Genomic DNA, 18,005 nt, shown 5'->3' with positions numbered 1-18,005 from the left:
TCGCCGAGCGACGCCTGAAATCTCGCGAGTCTTATTCCATATGCAAAAGCGTATAAAGCGCTTCGCTGGCATGGCGTTCATCACGCTCGTCGATGCTGCCCACGCCCATTTCACGGTCATTGTCGTACACCACAAAGACACGCTCATGATCCAGCACCGCCAGCCCTTCTGCCTTGTGCTCGAATTCAAAAGGAGTGCCGTCCATCCCGAGTATCAAGGCAGGCGGCTCGCCAGTGGTGAGGTTATCCAGCTCCATCAGCCATAGGTAGCCGCCAATGCGTGCGACGTTATCAACCTCCGTTTCAAAGCTGGTCATCAGATAAAGCCGATGGTGGTAAGGGTCATACTCAAGACTCGACAACCCGCACTCAATCGCTACTCCTTCATGCTCAGTCGGTTCAAAAGCGTAGAGTTCGCGCAACTCATCGATAAACTCGAGATTGCCAGACGCATTCACCACATAGTGGGCACCTACCACACGGCTCACATAGGCGAAGTCATCATGGCGCTGTCCCTGCTCGCGTACGCCGAAAAGCAGTAGCCCATCGCCTAGTTCGCCCGGTACTGCGGCAAGTCCTTCAATCTTGTAGTAAGGCAAACCAATCGCATTATTCAACTTGTTGCGTAACTCCAACGACCCTTCAACCCCGTCACGCGGGTCAGGGTCCACCGCCTGCACCTTTTCAGGCTCCCCCAGCGGCCAAATCAATAAATGATTGTAGGCATTTAGATCATGGGTCACGTCATCAATCCGATCAAAACCGGTCGTGGCCAATACATGCTTACCATCGGCGGTCAGGGCGAAGTCTTCATACTTCACCGCCCGCTTGATCAGCGGCGTTGTAAAATACTCAAGCTGCGAATCATCCGGCCCGTCATCCGTCATGGGCAAGGCAAAGACCGCGGAACGATGCTCACCAGGAATCGGCTTATCGCTGGCCAACAGTAACCGCTCACCGTCGTACATAACCGCCGACACTTCGGCATTGGCGAGTTTGCCCTGCTCATCGCGAAGGCCAACGGGGAAGCAGTGAATACTGCCCTGCTGCAAGATTCTGGCTTTCTGCATCGTTATGCTCCTTTAGGAAGTCTTTAACAGAGACAGTGCTTATGCTGAAAAACTCCATTACTCAAATAGTCGCTGCTGTGAGATGGGTGGCGATTACCCACGATACCCCTCCCACACTACTCAAAACGCTCATAAAAAAACCCGCATCCTGGGATGCGGGTTATTTGCTAGCACTAACGTGTTTAGTGCTTACGCGACATCAAAGCGATCCGCGTTCATCACTTTCGTCCAGGCAGCAACGAAGTCTTTGACGAATTTCTCGTCGTTGTCGTCCTGGGCGTAGACTTCCGCGTAGGAACGCAGCAGCGAGTTAGAACCGAACACCAGGTCAACGCGAGAAGCAGTCCACTTAACGGCATCCGTTTGACGATCACGGATCTCGTAAGTGTTTTTACTCACCGGCTTCCAGGTGTTGCCCATATCGGTCAGGTTAACGAAGAAGTCGTTGGTCAACTGGCCTTCGCGGTCGGTGAATACGCCATGCTTGGTGCCACCATAGTTGGTGCCCAGCACACGCATGCCGCCGAGTAATACCACCATTTCAGGCCCTGTTAGCCCCATCAGTTGAGCGCGATCCAGCAGCAGCTCTTCCGGCTTCACGACGTAGTCTTTCTTCTGCCAGTTGCGGAAACCGTCGGCCAGCGGCTCTAGCGGCTCGAAGGATTCGCCGTCAGTCATCTCGGCAGAAGCATCGCCACGGCCTTTCAAGAAAGGTACGCGAACGTCATAGCCTGCGGCTTTAGCGGCTTTTTCGATCGCTACACTGCCGGCCAGAACGATGACGTCGGCAAGGCTAGCGCCGGTGTCAGCAGAAATTTTCTCGTACACGGCTAAGACGCTGGCGAGACGCGCAGGCTCGTTGCCTTCCCAATTCTTCTGGGGCGCCAAGCGAATGCGCGCACCGTTGGCACCGCCGCGCATATCAGAGCCGCGGTAGGTGCGGGCGCTGTCCCACGCGGTGCTAACCATATCGCTGATGCTCAGGCCAGCGTCGGCGATTTTCTGCTTAACCACTTCTTCGCTGTAGTCGGTGCTGCCAGCCGGAATCGGATCCTGCCAGATCAAGTCTTCAGCGGGCACTTCCGGGCCAATGTAGCGTGCTTTCGGACCTAGGTCACGGTGAGTCAGCTTGAACCACGCCTTGGCGAAGGTCTTCTTGAAGTACTCCGGATCCGCCATGAATTTTTCACAAATGGCGCGGTAGGTCGGATCCACCTTCATGGCCATATCCGCATCGGTCATGATCGGATTGTGGCGAATGGAGGGGTCGCTGGCGTCAACCGGCTTATCCTCTTCCTTAATGTCGATAGGTTCCCACTGGTGAGCACCGGCCGGGCTTTTGCGCAGTTCCCACTCGTGGCCGAACAACAGGTCGAAATAGCCCATGTCGAACTTGGTGGGGTGAGTGGTCCAGGCACCTTCAATGCCCGATGTAACGGCATTGCTCGCCTTGCCACCCATGGTCGGGTTGCCCCAGCCAAAGCCCTGGTTCTCAACATCAGAGGCTTCTGGCTCAGCCGCCAGCGCTGCCGCGTCGCCGTTACCGTGGCACTTACCCACGGTGTGGCCACCGGCAGTAAGGGCAGCCGTCTCTTCGTCATTCATTGCCATGCGGGCAAAGGTTTCGCGAATCTGCTGACCGGTTTTCAGCGGGTCGGGCACACCGTTAACGCCTTCCGGGTTGACGTAGATAAGCCCCATCTGAACCGCAGCAAGCGGGTTTTCCATGGTTTCTGGCTTTTCAACATCGCCATAGCGCTCGTCAGAAGGCGCCAGCCACTCTTTCTCATCGCCCCAGTAGATATCTTTTTCGGGTTCCCAGATATCCTCACGGCCAAACGAGAAGCCGTAAGCAGGCAGCCCCATGGATTCATAGGCAACGGTACCGGCCAGGATCATCAGATCGGCCCAGCTAATTTTATTGCCGTACTTCTTCTTGATTGGCCACAGTAGACGACGCGCCTTATCAAGGCTGACGTTATCCGGCCAGGAGTTGAGGGGTGCAAAACGCTGGCTACCGGTACCGCCGCCGCCACGACCGTCGGCAAGACGGTAGGTACCAGCAGAATGCCATGCCATGCGGATCATAAGACCGCCGTAGTGACCCCAATCAGCTGGCCACCACGACTGGCTGTCAGTCATCAGCGCGTGGACGTCTTGCTTGAGCGCGTCAAAATCGAGTTTTCTGACCTCTTCCCGATAGTCAAAATCCGCATCCATCGGGTTCGACTTACGGTCTTGCTGGTGCAAAATATCCAGGTTGATTCCTTCAGGCCACCAGTCTTTATTCGACGTACCTGTGGAAGTATTACCACCGTGCATTACAGGACATTTACCACTCATCACGCTCTCCCATCACTTTATTTTGTGTTAGCTACTTTTTTCTTGGTGGCGCTCGCTTTCGAACTACCAAGTCAACTGACGTTGAGCGTCCCGAACAGTGCCTTTGCTACTAGTACGGACGCATCATGAACTTGGTACTTTTTAAAGCAGTTCCCTTATAGCCACAATTTACTTTTTGCGACTGCTCCAATAGTTTTTACCCATCGCACTCTGCTTCACCTAACTAAACGGTGAATTCTTCTGTATCGATATCCGCCTGCTGCGCCTCGCTATAACGGGCACCCACGACTTGGTCGGGCGTCATCATGGCATCCAACTGCTGCATTGCGGTGACATCCAGGCGCAGCGATTCCGCCGCTAAGTTTTCCCGCATATGATCAGGCGAGCGGGTACCCGGAATGGGAATAATGTCGTCGCCTTTGGCCTTCAACCAGGCCAGTGCCAGCTGCCCCGGCGTTCCGCTCAAGGCCTGCGCCAGCGCCGCAAGGCGTTTAAATAGTTTTATATTATGCGGGTAGTTCTCGGCGCTGAAGCGCGGCATATTACGGCGCATATCGCCCTCTTCAAGGCGCGCAGGATCTTGAATGGCGCCGGTTAAGAAGCCTCGCCCCAGAGGACTAAATGCGACCATGGCCGCGCCCACCTCTCGGCACGCATCGATCAGGGCGATTTCAGGGTTGCGCGTCCACAATGAGTATTCCGACTGTACGGCTGCGATAGGATATTCAGTTGCCGCACGGCGCAATGTTAGCGCAGAGATTTCCGACAACCCCACGCCTCCAATTTTGCCCTCTTCCATCAAGCGCCCTAGCGCGCCGACGCTCTCTTCAATGGGGACCTGGCGATCCAAGCGGTGCAGGTAGTAGAGATCCAAATGATCGGTACGCAGGCGCGCAAGGCTTGCTTCGCACTGTTTGCGCAGTGTTGCCGGGCGGCCGTCAATAACGCGTTTGCCTGACTCAGGGTCCATCGCCATGCCGCATTTACTGGCCAGAAAGAGCTGATGCCGCTTGCCCTCCAAAGCGCGCCCGACCACTTTCTCATTGGCTGTGGCGCCGTACAGGGTGGCAGTGTCAAAGTGGCGATAGCCCATCTCAAACGCCTCATCCAACGCTCGTATGGCCGCGTTTTCAGGCACGATGCTGCCATAACCGTGGGAGAGGTTCATACAGCCCAGGCCAATAGACGGGGCATTAACAGCATTAAGGCGTTGGAAAAAACTCGTCATAGCAACTCCTGGTGTTAACAAAATAGTTTCATCATCTTTCACCGCCAAACTGCAGCGCAGCTAAGTGGCGATAGAGTGGGCTGGTGGTGATCAATTCGTCGTGGGTGCCCGCCGCGATTAGCTTTCCACCATCAAGCACTAGCAAGCGGTCGGCAGCAATAACGGTAGCGAGCCGATGGGCGATCACAATACTGGTGCGCCCCACCATCAGCCGATCCAGCGCCTGCTGTACCAGCCGCTCGCTTTCCGCATCCAAGGCGCTGGTGGCTTCATCCAGCAGCAGCACCGCCGGATTTTTGAGCAGCGCTCGGGCGATAGCGAGCCGCTGACGCTGGCCACCAGAAAGCTGCACTCCGCCAGGGCCAAGAGGCGTATCAAAGCCCTGGGGCAGCGCTTCGATAAACTCGAGGGCGCTGGCATCCTGAGCGGCGATGCGCAGCCGCTCATTGTCCGCTTCAGGATCGCCATAGCGAAGATTATCGGCCACCGAGCCACTAAACAGCACCGGCTCCTGGGCTACCAACCCCATGGCGCGCCGTAATGCAGCAAGGTCTAAGTCACGGACATCGATCCCATCCAGCGTTATACGCCCTTGACTGGGGTCATAAAAGCGCAGCAGCAGTGCCAACAGGGTGCTTTTACCCGCGCCTGATGGGCCCACCACCGCTACCCGTTCTCCCGGCTGAATATGCAGATCAAAGCCGTCGAGCGCTGGCGTTTCCCGGCCGGGGTAGGTGAAGCTGACGCTCTCCAGCACGATGTCACCTTTTGATGGCATCGGTAGGTGATGGGGATTCGCCGGTGACTGGATAGCGGGCTGAGTATCGAGCAGCTCCAATAAGCGTTCCGCCGCCCCTGCCGCACGCTGCACATCTCCCGCGACTTCAGCCAAGGTGGCGATAGCCCCCGCTGCCAGCACGGCATAAAAAATAAACGCCGACAGCTCGCCCGCACTCATGGAGCCATCTAACACCGCCTGTCCACCCTGCCAGAGCATTAAGCCAACCGCCGTAAACACCACTAGCATGGCGATCCCGGTCAACCAGGCGCGTTGCTGGGTTCGCTCGACGGCGCTGCCGAATGCCTGCTCCACGCGCTGACCGTAGCGGGTTTTATCCGCCGCTTCGTGGGTAAACGCCTGAAGGGTTCGAATACCGCTCAGCGCCTCTTCGGCATAGCGGCCCAGTTCAGCCACACGGTCCTGGCTGGTGCGGGAAAGTCGCCGCACCCGGCGGCCGTACCACACAATCGGTAACAGCGTGGCGGGGATGCCAATCAACACCATCGCCGAGAGCCACGGCTGCGTCACCAGCATTAACACCACCGCCCCCACCAGCATGACCAGATTGCGCAGCGCCAGCGACACCGAAGAGCCAAACAGGCTCTGCAGTACGCTGGTATCGGCGGTTAATCGTGAAGCGATTTCCCCCGCAGCGCGCCCGTCGCTTGCGCTCTCAAAAAAGCTGGGTTCCAGGGTGATCAAGTGATCGAACACCCGCTGGCGCAAGTCGGCAGCCAAACGCTCGCCAATCCAGGTGACTTGGTAGTAACGCAGCGCGGAAGCGAACGCCAACACCGTTACTACCACCAGCATCAACACCAGCGCTTGGCCTAGCGCCTGTGCATCGGCATCTAAAAAGCCGCGATCAATGACTAAACGCAGCCCGTTGCCTAGCAGCAGTACGCTGCCCGAGGCCAATAACAGCGCCAGACCTGCCAGGGCCAAACGTAGCCGATAAGGACGTAGTAGCCCCAGCAAGCGCAACAGCACGCGGGGGTTAGGGCGTTGATTCATGGAAATAAATGCTCAACAAAGAGAGGCAGTACTCGACCATAGCAGGAGTGCCATTGCCATGCACAGAATCAAAAAAGCCCGCGATCTCTCGCGGGCTCAGTACCGAATGGTTAGGCCTAGACCTAATCAATCAGCGGCAACAGCGTATTCAAGCTATCCCGGGCATCGCCGTAGAACATGCGCGTGTTCTCTTTGAAGAACAGCGGGTTCTCGATACCCGAGTAGCCGGTGCCCTGGCCGCGTTTGCTGACAAACACCTGCTTGGCCTCCCACACCTTCAATACCGGCATACCGGCGATGGGGCTATTGGGATCTTCTTCGGCCGCAGGGTTCACGATGTCGTTGGAGCCAATCACGATCACCACGTCGGTGGTGGCGAAATCGTCATTGATTTCATCCATCTCCAGCACGATGTCGTAAGGTACCTTGGCCTCCGCCAGCAGCACGTTCATGTGCCCTGGCAAGCGGCCCGCGACCGGGTGGATACCGAAGCGCACGGTCTTGCCCGCCGCACGCAGTTTACGCACCAAATCGCTCACCGCCGTTTGCGCCTGGGCCACGGCCATACCGTAGCCCGGTACGATGATCACGCTGTCGGCATCGTTCAGGGCGCTTGCTACGCCACCGGCGTCAATCGCCACCTGCTCGCCTTCGATCTCCGCCGCAGGCCCTTGGCTGCCACCAAAGCCGCCCAAAATGACGTTGATAAAGTTGCGGTTCATCGCCTTACACATAATGTAAGAGAGAATCGCACCGGAGGAGCCCACCAGCGCGCCAGTCACAATCAGCAGGTCGTTGGAGAGCGTGAAACCGATAGCGGCCGCCGCCCAGCCGGAGTAGCTGTTGAGCATTGAAACGACCACCGGCATGTCGGCGCCGCCAATGCCCATGATCAGGTGGTAGCCGATAAAGAAGGCCAGCGCCGCCAGCACAATCAGCGTCCAGAAGCCCGCACCGTTCAGGTAGAGAATGGCCAGCAGCAGCGAGAGTACCGCCGCCCCGGCATTCAGCATATGCCCACCGGGCAACTGGCGTGGTTTACCATCGACCTTGCCAGCCAGCTTACCAAAGGCAATCACCGAGCCGGTAAACGTCACCGCGCCAATAAAGATGCCTAACACCACCTCGACTTGCAGGAACATCAGTTCGTCGGGGGCTTTGGTGGCGACCAGCGCGGCGAAGGCGGAGAACTGATCCAACGATGCCTCGGCGGCACGCGCGGCCATCACCCGGCGGCGCTCTAAATCCGCGCTCCAGGCCACCAATACCGCCGCCAAGCCCACAAAGCTGTGGAGTGCGGCCACCAGCTGAGGCATTTCGGTCATCTCGACCTTGCCCGCCACGTAGGCGCCAATACCAGCGCCAATCAGCATCATCGGGATCAGCCACCAGTAACCGCCAATGCCTGGGCCGAGAGCAGTGAAGAACACCGCCACCGCCATGCCCACGATGCCATACCATACGGCCCGCTTGGCTTTCTCCTGGTTACTCAAGCCGCCCAGCGACAGAATAAACAACACACTTGCCGCAATTGCCGCGGCAGATACGAATCCTTGCTCTAACATATCGTCTCTCCGCCGCTTAGGATTTTTGGAACATGGCCAGCATCCGGCGTGTCACCAGGAAGCCACCCACGATATTGATTGATGCGATCAGTACTGAAATCGCCGCCAGCACGCTCACCACTGCGCTGCCGGAGCCAATCTGTAGAATCGCCCCCAAAATAATGATGCCCGAGATCGCATTGGTCACCGCCATTAGCGGGGTATGCAGCGAGTGGCTCACTTTCCAAATCACCTGGAAGCCGATAAAACAGGCCAGTACAAAGACAATAAAGTGCTGCATAAAGGACGCTGGCGCAACTTGGCCCAGCAGCAGCATCAGCACACCGCCAACGGCTAACAGACTCACTTGGCGCTTGGTCTGCGCTTTGAAGGCGGCTAGCTCAGTAGCCTTTTTTTCTTCCGGCGTGGGCTCTTTCTCTTTCTTCTTCGGCTTAGCGGCAGCAATCGCTTTTACTTTGGGCGGCGGCGGCGGGAAGGTGATTTCGCCCTGATGCGTCACTGTGGCACCACGAATCACGTCGTCGTCCATATTGTGATTGATCACGCCCTCTTTGTCGGGCGTCAGGTCAGTCAACATATGACGGATATTGGTGGCGTATAGCAGCGATGACTGCGTTGCCATGCGCGAAGGGAAGTCGGTATAACCGATCACCACGACGCCGTTATCCGATACCACGCGCTCATCAGGCTTGGTCAGGTCGCAATTACCGCCCTTCTCGGCGGCCAAATCGATTACCACCGAACCCGGCTTCATCGCCGCGACCATATCTTCCAGCCACAGCTTGGGCGCAGGCTTGCCAGGAATCAGCGCCGTGGTAATCACGATATCCACATCGGCTGCCTGCTCGCGGAAGCACGCAAGCTGCTTTTCTCGAAACTCTGGGCTTGAGGGTGAGGCGTAGCCACCGCTTTCAGAACCGTCCTGGCTATCCTCGAAATCGAGGAACAGGAATTCGGCGCCCATGGATTCAATCTGCTCAGAAACCTCGGGGCGCACGTCAAAGGCGCGTACGACGGCACCCAGGCTGGTGGCCGTGCCGATCGCCGCCAAACCGGCCACACCGGCACCAATCACCAGCACTTTGGCCGGCGGCACTTTACCCGCCGCGGTTACCTGGCCGGTGAAGAAGCGACTAAAGTTATTACCCGCCTCGATCACCGCACGGTAGCCGGCAATATTGGCCATGGAGGAGAGCGCGTCCATCTTCTGCGCCCGTGAAATCCGCGGCACCATATCCATGGCGATGACAGTAGCGCCCTGGGCCTTGCATTTCTCCAGCAGCGCTTCGTTTTGCGCTGGCCAGAAGAAGGAAATCAGCGTTTGACCTTTACGCAGCCGCTCGGCCTCTTCATCAGAGGGCTCGCGGACTTTAATGACCACCTCAGCGTCGCGCCAGAGCGCGTCAGCCCCGTCCACCACGGTAACGCCAGCATCGCGATAAGTGTCGTCATTAAAGCCCGCGGCCAAGCCAGCGCCGGTTTCCACTAAGCACTCGTGGCCTAGCTTCTGAATCTGTTTGGCGCTCTCAGGGGTCAGCGCGACACGCGCTTCCCCCTGGGCACTCTCCTTCGGTGCACCTATTTTCACTCGCGTTCTCCCATTATTGATAGTTCTGCCCCGCCACTACCCAGCTGGGCGCGACACTATAACGACGTCATTCATAACGCCTTTTAGCAGTCTAGGATCTAACGGGGTGACTGCCAGATACTATTCAACCTTTGATACAACAGCGTTGTTTAATTACAACATGGGTAGTGTGCATGATGGCTAACCTAACGTCTAAACTCGTTAGCAAACTCAATAAGCACTTGATAGAGCCACACGTTAGCAGGATCGTTGGCATACAGCCCATGCTGAATCAGGGTCATTTTCAACGATGGTAGCTCCTTGGGTGGCTCCACCAAGCGCACCGGCAGCATGGTCACAAAGCGCTCCGCCATTTGCCGCGGCAGCGTCATGATCGCTTCAGTCAGCGCCACTACGCGGGCCGCCGCAATGTAGTTAAGGTTTTTAGAGATCACCCGCCGGGTTAAGCCGTGCTGCGCTAAACAGCTATCAATGTTGCTGGGCAGCAGGCCGCTGATATCAGCCAGTTCCACATGGGGCTCTCGGGCAAACTGCGCAATATCCAGCGACTCTCCTACGCGCTCGTTATGGCTAGCGGCTAGGCAGACCAGTTCCTCGTCCATCCACGGAGTCTGAATCACGCCGCTGGGTAGCACGCTTTGACTATCCAGCCCGACAACCATATCCGCTTGGCGCTGCTCTAACCCCTCGCTCAACACTTCCTGGGTAATGAGCTCAATGGAAAAACTGATACCCGGCGCATAGGCCAGCAGTTGACTAAGAAACGTTGGGTACATCACTTCTTCAAAATAGTCCGTCGTCGCCAGCGTAAAACGACGGGTGCTATTGGCGGGTGAAAACAGCGCAGGCGGCGCCAAGCCTTCCCTCAACAGCGCCAGCGCCTGCTGTACGACTGGCTGCAGCGCCTGTGCCCGTGGGGTTGGTTGCATGCCCTTTTCGGTACGAATAAACAGCGGGTCATCCAGTGACTCACGCAGGCGTTTTAGCGAATGGCTCAAGGCTGGCTGGCTCAAATAAAGTCGTTCAGCCGCGCGCGTAACGTGGCGTTCACGCATGAGCGCCTCGAATACTAACAACAGGTTTAAATCAAATTGGCGGAGCGAACGCATAACGACTCACTATTGATAGGACGAATGATTTCATTCTAAACATTCATTTTATTCATCGCTAAAAATTCCTTATCGTCGCGCTTCTTTGTAGCCAACACCCCTGCGCCAGCCGCACTTTTACTGCACGCCGATAGGAGAACACTCTAGGTGAACCAATCGCAGATCATGCCCAGCCTGTTTGGTGATGTTATCTCCACGTTCATGGGCGTGCCCAAAGCCACTGACCCGCACGCGACGGACGCTGAGGTCGTGGTGAGCGGCGTGCCCTTTGATCTGGCGTGTTCCGGCCGTGCAGGTACTCGCATGGGGCCGAATGCTATTCGTCAAAGTACCGCTAACTTGATCTGGGAAGGCAAACGCTGGCCCTGGGATTTTGCCTTGGAAGAGCGCCTCAAGGTATGTGATTCAGGCAACGTGGATTACGCCTACGGCGAGCCCGAAAGTTTGGTCGATAATCTGGAAAATCACGCCCAGCACTGGCTAAGTGCGGGCAAAAAAATGCTCACCCTGGGCGGCGACCATTACATTAGCCTGCCGCTACTGCGCGCTCACGCACGTGTGCACGGGCCGCTGGCACTGATTCACTTTGACGCCCACACCGACACCTACGAGCAAGGCACGCGCTTCGACCACGGCACTATTTTCCATCACGCCCTCAAAGAGGGATTGGTCGTGCCCGAGCACTCGCTGCAAATTGGCATTCGCACCAGCTATGACCGCCACAATCACCCTTATGAAGTGCTGGATGCGGACTGGGTCAACGACCACGGTGCCGCCGCTGTACTGGAGCGTATTCGCGCCAAAGTGGGTCATCTTCCTGCTTACGTCAGCCTGGACATTGATGGCCTGGACCCCGCCTACGCCCCCGGCACCGGCACCCCGGTCTGCGGAGGCATGTCTACCGACCTGATGCTGAAAGTCATTCGCGGCATGGTGGGCATGGAGTTAGTTGGCATGGATGTGGTGGAAGTCAATCCTGCCTACGATCACGGCGACATTACGTCGCTCGCTGCTGCGACGTTAGGGCTTGAGTTTTTGTATACGTTGGCGGCGTCTAAAGGCGTTTGATAGTTAGCCCCCGCCGTCTCTTGGCTTTTATGGCATTGAGATGGCGGGGGCGAAACAGACTACCCTTGAGAGGCCGCCAGCGCTTGATCAATATCCGCCAGCAGATCGTCGATATGCTCGATGCCGATCGATAGGCGCACCATATCCGGCGTGACGCCAGCGGCTTTTAGTTCCTGCTCGTTGAGTTGGCGGTGCGTGGTAGAGGCGGGAATAGAAGAACAGCTTTTGGCATCGCCGATATTCACCAAGCGAAGAATCAGCGCCAGCGCATCGTAGAAGCGCTCACCAGCGGCCTGCCCACCTTCAATGCCAAAACTAAGAATCCCCGAGGCATGGCCGTTCATATAACGCTGGGCCAGCGCATGATCCGGATGGTTTTCCAAGCCAGCATAATGCACCCAGGTGACTAATGGATGGCTTTCCAGATGCTTGGCAACCGCTAAGGCATTGGCACAGATACGCTCGATGCGTAGCGACAGCGTTTCCAACCCCTGCAGCAGGTTCCAGGCTGCTTGAGCAGAAAGCGCCGCGCCCATATTACGTAGCGGAACCACCCGGGCGCGGGCAATAAAGGCCGCATCGCCCACATCACGGGTATAGCTCACACCGTGGTACGAGACATCAGGCTCGTTGAGTAGCGGAAAGCGGCTGGCATTCTCGGCCCAGGGAAAGGTGCCCGAATCAACAATCACACCGCCCACCGTGGTGCCGTGGCCGCCGATATATTTAGTCGCCGAGTGGACAACGATATCCGCCCCGTGCTCAATCGGCCGACATAAGAACGGCGTCGCCGTGGTGTTATCGACAATCACCGGCACTCCATGACGATGCGCCGCTTCAGCGAGCTTTGTTAGGTCGACCACGCCACCCGAGGGGTTACCAATGCTTTCGCAGAAAACCGCTTTGGTACGCTCATCGATCAGCGCTTCGATGCCATCAATATCGTCTTTGTCGGCAAAACGCACCTGAATGCCTTGGCGCGGCAAGGTGTGGGCAAACAGGTTGTAGGTACCGCCATACAGCTCGCTGATCGAGACAATGTTATCGCCCGCTTCAGCAATGGTCTGGATCGCATAGGTGATCGCTGCCATTCCCGATGCCACCGCTAGCCCAGCGATACCGCCTTCCAACGCGGCTACCCGCTGCTCCAACACGGCGCAGGTCGGGTTCATAATGCGCGAGTAAATGTTTCCTTCGACTTTAAGATCAAAAAGATCCGCCGCGTGCTGCGCGTTATCGAATGAAAACGACGTGGTTTGATGAATTGGCACCGCCACGGCGTTTTGTGAATCAGGCGAATAGCCATGGTGAAGAGCAATGGTTTCTGGCTTCATGAGAACGGCTCGCTATTTTGTTATTGAGATCCGCTAGTGATCCTAAACAAGCACTGAAGGGAAGGCCAATAATCGTTTAGCCTTCCGAGCCAACGTCATGCTTAACAGTGAAGGCGCTCACCCATGCCACTCGCTGCGCGCCACTGCGTCATGGGCGTGGAGCCTTTTGGTATCGATGCACCATAGCCATGCCGTGCCTCAGGGTATTTCATGGCTGTACATTATGTGTTTAGTTTAGGATTAAAAGTATCGTGGCTCGCTGGATTGATCTGCAATACGAGAAGCGACGGGAGGACTTTGTTATTTCTAGGTAGGTAGATATCACCATGATTAATCGTGAAGGCATTCATCAGCGACCAGACCAAGTGATTGATATCACGGGTTGGGGTGTTCACCAAGATTATGAAGTCTTTCCAGTAGGCGCTCGCGATAAAACACTCCGCGTCTGTCCTGACCCAGCTCCTTATGATTTTTGTATGCCTGGGCACCGCTATTTATTTAAAGAAGCTATCAAAAGCGCGAAAAACTCTGATAAGCCTCGCTACCCTGACCAATACTGGTCTGAGGTGATCGCTTTTCATATTGGCAGATTAATGGGTCTTACGCTCCCTCCCGTTTTTGTTGCCATTGATTCCTCTAGAAACGAACCAGGTACAGTAAACGAATGGTTCATTGGTTATGCTGATAGCGAGGAAGATCGCTACTTTCCTGGCGGGGATTACTTGCAACGGCGTATTGCAGAGTACGATAGGGAGAAGGGGAAACAGCACAATTTAACAACCATTATCGAACTAAGCCGTGTGTTAGAGAGAGGCGGATGGCTTGCTCATGATTGGCGACAGTACTGGGGGCTTTGCCTATGTTTCGATGCGCTAATCGGCAATACTGACCGCCATCAGGAGAACTGGGGGCTGATTTGGGGAGAAAATGATCCAACGGCCCGCTACACACCTTATTTTGATAATGGCACCAGCCTCGGGCACGAGTTGCAGCCCCAGAAAATGCAGCGCATGATGCGCGACCATAACGAATTCAATGCCTACCTTAAAAGAGGGCAGCACCACATGCGCTGGGCCAAAGGCGACAAAAAGCGCCTGCCGCTTATTCAGGGCGTTACTCAGTATTGTCAGCAATTCCCTGCTATTCGACCAATACTGATAGAACGCTTACAACGTTGGTGCGATGATGACCTTAGAGACATCCTGAATGACTTAACTTACTTTGACATCCCACATCCCATTACGCAACAACGTGCTGACTTCATAGCGTTTTTGACTCTGACAAGGAGAGAGCGCCTGTTACAGGCTCTGGAGAACTGATATGCCCCGCTTAATCGAACACTTGGTAGAACCACACCGGCTGCTGCTTTATTGGCAGGCACGCGAGAGCAAAATGCGCTCTCGCCACCTAGTGGGTGAACTGTTCAAGCGGGACGATAAAGTGGTTCTGGTGTATGACCTAGACAGTCCAGAGCTGGCAGAAGCCAAACGCTTAGGCTTTCGAGGCTACCCGGCGTTTCCTATGAGGCAAGCCGAGCACAATCATCAGGTGCTGGAGGCTTTCACTCGCCGCTTGCCGCCACGCAGTCGTCGTGATTTTGGGCGTTATCTGGAACTACGCGCTATCCCAGAGGATGCCAACATTAGCGACTTCGCTTTACTGGGTTACAGTGGCGCCAAGCTACCCAATGACGGTTTTGAACTTGTTCACCCTTTCGACAATCCACCTGAAGCCTTCGAGGTATTAATCGAAATAGCAGGCTTTCGGCACGAATCACAGCTTGAGATAACAGATTTACAGGTAGGCAGCAGCGTTCAATTTGTCCCCGAACCTGAGAACCCTGTGGATGCTGATGCTATCCGCATCGAAAGCGCTGGGTGCACACTGGGCTATGTCCCGAGAGGGAACCTCGACATGCTGCACCGAATGTTAAAAGAAGGCGCGATCCTCGAAGGGGAAGTATTTCGCACCAACGGGACATCAGAACGCCCGCTTGTCTATATTCTGACGCGTCTTTTAAGAGGTGACCTACCCTTTCAAGCGCTAAAAATGCAAGCTTAGACCCATTGATGTTGAATACTCCATTATCTAGAGCTCTCCCTTGCCGCTTGCGCTTTGTATAGAGCAAGTAGGCCAGAAACAGCTCCCCCTCAATCACCAATTCCACTCAGTGCGCGCCACCGCGTCATGAGCAGAGTGGGCGCAGGGGCACACAGCCGATGCGCTGCTGCGAGGTAATGGTCACCTGACCCGACGAGAGCCTTACCGCACCGATCAGCATTTTCAGTGAGCCCCAATTCAATCCGAAGATGGTCAATAACGTGTTTGGCGATACGTCTGCTTATATCGGCGTCATGGATCCCTTGGGCGTGGGTCTGACGCTGGATGCTGGCCTTTACGATGCGTTGCTGGAACAACTGGCTAATGAGATTGCGCGCTGCACTGACGGCTAAACAGCTTTTTTCTTAAACAGCTTGCCGAGTTGATAGAGGTCGTGCATATATCTATCAAACTTCGTAATAAGCAGTGACGCAAAGATAAAGGCATAAATCAGCAGCATTACTGCCATGGGGTCGTTTAACCAAGCCAGCCAAGGTGTCGAGACTGGATAACCCAGCGTATAAACACTCATGGCAGCCAGTAGCTGAACCAAGAAACAGTTCAAAATAACCAGTGTAATCAACGCTGCGCGTATATTGGTACGCGGCAGCGTTGTTTTCCAAAACGGCAAGTGACGCACTTTTACGCTGTTTACATTCGCACTGCTATCGCCGTTAAAACACAACCGCGCTTTACGCCGCAACAAAGGAATCGCGTAGACGCCTTTTTCCTCTTCAGCAAAAGCCTTCAGTGCGATATCCCGATCGAGATTAGGGCTCAAGGCATTGGCTGCCGCTTGATCAAAGTCTGGCCGGGCATGGGTTTGCGTGGCGGTTTTGGCTTGGTCAGAAAGCGCTTGTAAGTGGCTTTTATCAGCCTTCGACAACTTTTTATCGTTGCCGACGTTGATGTTGTAATGAATTTCATACACCTGATACAGAGCTGCGGTCACGCCCACAAAGATCATCAAAAAGACAATATATATCAACATATTAACGGGCACCTCCTAAACAAAACCGAACCAGCTAGGCGATAAATAGCTTTGTTAGCGTTCAAACTAACTTAAGGACTATGCCTATGCACAGCTGACAAGTACAGGCTCAGAAAGCCTCAAAAAAGCCGGATCAGACGACGGATCGCAACCGTGGTAGTGCTCCACAGCGTGCATTAAAATAAGGAGATAAGAACCCCTAGCCACTTATCGCCGAAGATAATGGGCGTTAAACTGCTTTTACTATTCGTCTGGCTAATCAATACCAAACCGTCACGAGGACAGTTGACCAAGGTTACATCGTCAGAGATGACAGATAGGCAGGCTGGTCGATGATATCCGCCACATAATGCAGCCTTTCCTCCCAGTCCTCTCTTGTCAGTTGACCACCGAAGCACAAGCGCAGAGCTTCAGGGGGATGGTTGTCGGTACTAAAAGCAGCGCTGGCAACCGCACTAACGCCATGTGAACGTAATTGCACCGCCAGCTCTGAAGGGTTCCAGCCAGAGTGCTTGGGCAGCTTGAGCCATAGGTGGAAAGCACCTTTGGCAGACACGATGCGCTGACGTCCCAGAATCTTCTCGGCTATTTCAAGGCGGGCAATGGCCTCGATACGGATCGCTTTAAGCATGGCATCTGCCGTCCCATCGGTTATCCACTCAGTGACCAGGGCGTCAATCAGCGGGCTGGACATCACCGAGGTGGCTCGAAGCGCCCCAGCGGTTCTCTGCGCCTGTCGCTTGGTGGGGGCGTGTAGAAATCCTGATCGCAAACCGGGGCCAAAACACTTGGCAGTCCCCGTCAGATAGTAAGTGAGCTCAGGGGCCAAGTTAGCAATAGGGACGATCTTCTCTTCGCTGAGCATGGTGTAAGCATCATCTTCAATAATCGGGATGCTATAGCGCAAGGCAACATCGGCCAAAGCTTCACGACGCCCCAAGGGAATAGTCGTCGTCGTGGGGTTTTGGATGGTGGGATTAATGTACAAAACGGCCACTTGACCCTGCTTACAGATATCCTCGAAGGAGCGAACAAGAGGGCCATCGGAGTCACGCTCCAATGAATGCAGGGTCAGCCCGAGCTGGGCCGCAATAGCCTTTAGGCCAGGGTAGACCAGGCTTTCGACACAAATTAGCTGACCTGGGGCTACCAACTGCATCAGTAGCCCAACCAGGCCGCTGTGAATACCGGGGCATATCAAGACCTGTTCCAGTGTCGTGTTGTCCAGCCGCCGATCCAGCCATTGGAGCGCAGCCACACGGTCATGATGGCTGCCACCAAAGGTTTGATAACGCAGCAGTGAGTAAAGATCACGCTGGGCCAACACCGAGATAGCGCTATCGCGTACTCGTTCAATCAACGTCGGTATCGCGGGCTCAATCATTAGGTTCATGGTCATCTCATAACCACTGCTCGGCTTCACTGACACTGCCTTACCTTTAATAAAAGTGCCCGAGCCCGGATGCGAGTCAATCAAGCCTCGCAGCTTAGCTTCGTTATAGGCACGCGCCGCCGTCGTGTAATTGATACTCAAAGCCCCCGCCAGTTCTCTCAGCGGGGGCAGTCGCTCGCGGGGCTGCAGCCGACCACTACCGATATCTTCAGCAATCAATTCAGCGACCAGACGATAAGCTGGCTGGCTGACCTCCTTGTCTAAACGTTTTCGCCAGCGTTCCAGCTCAGATGTATGCATATCTTCCCCGTCGTTAAATAAACATTGTTACCTACCCTTCTTATCGCCCAAAACTTATCACTGATGGACTAAAGATTGCACAAATAAAAAATTGATTGCATATGTACTTAATGGTGCAAAAC

General features: G+C 55.3%; 14 protein-coding genes. 4 read left to right on the top strand and 10 right to left on the bottom strand.

The features are described 5' to 3' along the window. Positions 1 to 31: 31 nt before the first annotated feature. From V8L71_RS09565 to V8L71_RS09535, 7 genes are all read right to left on the bottom strand, one after another. A complete protein-coding gene (locus tag V8L71_RS09565; protein ID WP_336273971.1) occupies positions 32 to 1,069 on the bottom strand; it encodes a hypothetical protein in 1,038 nt (345 codons plus the stop codon). Positions 1,070 to 1,258: 189 nt separating this feature from the next. Beyond that, a complete protein-coding gene (katG, locus tag V8L71_RS09560) occupies positions 1,259 to 3,412 on the bottom strand; it encodes a catalase/peroxidase HPI (RefSeq protein WP_336270656.1) in 2,154 nt (717 codons plus the stop codon). Between the two features lie 223 nt (positions 3,413 to 3,635). Beyond that, a complete protein-coding gene (locus V8L71_RS09555) occupies positions 3,636 to 4,640 on the bottom strand; it encodes an aldo/keto reductase (RefSeq protein ID WP_336273970.1) in 1,005 nt (334 codons plus the stop codon). 31 nt (positions 4,641 to 4,671) lie between these two features. Then, positions 4,672 to 6,435 (bottom strand): ABC transporter transmembrane domain-containing protein, encoded by a 1,764-nt coding sequence (locus V8L71_RS09550; RefSeq protein WP_336273969.1) that lies wholly within the window; start codon positions 6,433 to 6,435, stop codon positions 4,672 to 4,674. Between the two features lie 122 nt (positions 6,436 to 6,557). Continuing rightward, entirely contained in the window at positions 6,558 to 8,000 is a 1,443-nt protein-coding gene (locus V8L71_RS09545) for an NAD(P)(+) transhydrogenase (Re/Si-specific) subunit beta (RefSeq protein WP_336270545.1), read from the bottom strand. A 16-nt stretch (positions 8,001 to 8,016) separates the two neighbouring features. Then, positions 8,017 to 9,588: a Re/Si-specific NAD(P)(+) transhydrogenase subunit alpha gene (locus V8L71_RS09540; RefSeq protein WP_336273968.1), complete on the bottom strand. Its 1,572-nt coding sequence runs from the start codon at positions 9,586 to 9,588 to the stop codon at positions 8,017 to 8,019. Between the two features lie 185 nt (positions 9,589 to 9,773). Further along, the gene (locus tag V8L71_RS09535; protein WP_336273967.1) at positions 9,774 to 10,697 is read right to left on the bottom strand and encodes a LysR family transcriptional regulator; all 924 of its coding nucleotides are present in this window, start codon (positions 10,695 to 10,697) and stop codon (positions 9,774 to 9,776) included. Between the two features lie 165 nt (positions 10,698 to 10,862). On the opposite strand from V8L71_RS09535, the gene speB reads away from it, so the two are divergent. Continuing rightward, positions 10,863 to 11,765 (top strand): agmatinase, encoded by a 903-nt coding sequence (gene speB / locus V8L71_RS09530; protein ID WP_336274028.1) that lies wholly within the window; start codon positions 10,863 to 10,865, stop codon positions 11,763 to 11,765. A gap of 59 nt (positions 11,766 to 11,824) precedes the next feature. On the opposite strand, the gene V8L71_RS09525 is transcribed toward speB, so the two are convergent. Continuing rightward, a complete protein-coding gene (locus tag V8L71_RS09525) occupies positions 11,825 to 13,099 on the bottom strand; it encodes an O-acetylhomoserine aminocarboxypropyltransferase/cysteine synthase family protein (protein ID WP_041159026.1) in 1,275 nt (424 codons plus the stop codon). Positions 13,100 to 13,425: 326 nt separating this feature from the next. On the opposite strand from V8L71_RS09525, the gene V8L71_RS09520 reads away from it, so the two are divergent. From V8L71_RS09520 to V8L71_RS09510, 3 genes are all read left to right on the top strand, one after another. Then, complete coding sequence (locus tag V8L71_RS09520; RefSeq protein WP_101146439.1) at positions 13,426 to 14,418, top strand: HipA domain-containing protein; 993 nt, start codon at positions 13,426 to 13,428, stop codon at positions 14,416 to 14,418. Position 14,419: 1 nt separating this feature from the next. Continuing rightward, positions 14,420 to 15,160 (top strand): HIRAN domain-containing protein, encoded by a 741-nt coding sequence (locus V8L71_RS09515; protein ID WP_101146438.1) that lies wholly within the window; start codon positions 14,420 to 14,422, stop codon positions 15,158 to 15,160. A 248-nt stretch (positions 15,161 to 15,408) separates the two neighbouring features. Further along, on the top strand, positions 15,409 to 15,552 hold the full coding sequence (locus tag V8L71_RS09510; RefSeq protein WP_232774860.1) for a hypothetical protein: 144 nt from the start codon (positions 15,409 to 15,411) through the stop codon (positions 15,550 to 15,552). Here the strand turns inward: V8L71_RS09510 and V8L71_RS09505 are convergent. Next, positions 15,549 to 16,190: a hypothetical protein gene (locus tag V8L71_RS09505; RefSeq protein ID WP_022521500.1), complete on the bottom strand. Its 642-nt coding sequence runs from the start codon at positions 16,188 to 16,190 to the stop codon at positions 15,549 to 15,551. The genes V8L71_RS09510 and V8L71_RS09505 overlap by 4 nt on opposite strands. 295 nt (positions 16,191 to 16,485) lie before the next feature. Beyond that, positions 16,486 to 17,883 carry an aminotransferase-like domain-containing protein gene (locus tag V8L71_RS09500; RefSeq protein ID WP_022521499.1) on the bottom strand — a complete coding sequence of 466 codons (1,398 nt, stop codon included), beginning with the start codon at positions 17,881 to 17,883 and terminating at the stop codon, positions 16,486 to 16,488. Between the last annotated feature and the right edge of the window lie 122 nt (positions 17,884 to 18,005).

It is taken from the genome of Vreelandella indica (assembly GCF_037070225.1).
Taxonomy (GTDB): Bacteria; Pseudomonadota; Gammaproteobacteria; order Pseudomonadales; family Halomonadaceae; genus Vreelandella; species Vreelandella arctica.
Note: the sequence above shows the minus strand (reverse complement) of the source record. Positions and strands in the feature narration are given on the sequence as shown.

Excerpts from the sequence above, each read along its gene's own strand:
- V8L71_RS09545 (WP_336270545.1), bottom strand. The coding sequence starts at position 8,000 with ATGTTAGAGCAAGGATTCGTATCTGCCGCGGCAATTGCGGCAAGTGTG.
- V8L71_RS09535 (WP_336273967.1), bottom strand. The coding sequence starts at position 10,697 with ATGCGTTCGCTCCGCCAATTTGATTTAAACCTGTTGTTAGTATTCGAG.
- V8L71_RS09565 (WP_336273971.1), bottom strand. The coding sequence starts at position 1,069 with ATGCAGAAAGCCAGAATCTTGCAGCAGGGCAGTATTCACTGCTTCCCC.
- katG (WP_336270656.1), bottom strand. The coding sequence starts at position 3,412 with ATGAGTGGTAAATGTCCTGTAATGCACGGTGGTAATACTTCCACAGGT.
- V8L71_RS09500 (WP_022521499.1), bottom strand. The coding sequence starts at position 17,883 with ATGCATACATCTGAGCTGGAACGCTGGCGAAAACGTTTAGACAAGGAG.
- V8L71_RS09510 (WP_232774860.1), top strand. The coding sequence starts at position 15,409 with ATGGTCAATAACGTGTTTGGCGATACGTCTGCTTATATCGGCGTCATG.
- V8L71_RS09550 (WP_336273969.1), bottom strand. The coding sequence starts at position 6,435 with ATGAATCAACGCCCTAACCCCCGCGTGCTGTTGCGCTTGCTGGGGCTA.
- V8L71_RS09515 (WP_101146438.1), top strand. The coding sequence starts at position 14,420 with ATGCCCCGCTTAATCGAACACTTGGTAGAACCACACCGGCTGCTGCTT.
- V8L71_RS09525 (WP_041159026.1), bottom strand. The coding sequence starts at position 13,099 with ATGAAGCCAGAAACCATTGCTCTTCACCATGGCTATTCGCCTGATTCA.
- speB (WP_336274028.1), top strand. The coding sequence starts at position 10,863 with ATGCCCAGCCTGTTTGGTGATGTTATCTCCACGTTCATGGGCGTGCCC.
- V8L71_RS09505 (WP_022521500.1), bottom strand. The coding sequence starts at position 16,190 with ATGTTGATATATATTGTCTTTTTGATGATCTTTGTGGGCGTGACCGCA.
- V8L71_RS09520 (WP_101146439.1), top strand. The coding sequence starts at position 13,426 with ATGATTAATCGTGAAGGCATTCATCAGCGACCAGACCAAGTGATTGAT.
- V8L71_RS09555 (WP_336273970.1), bottom strand. The coding sequence starts at position 4,640 with ATGACGAGTTTTTTCCAACGCCTTAATGCTGTTAATGCCCCGTCTATT.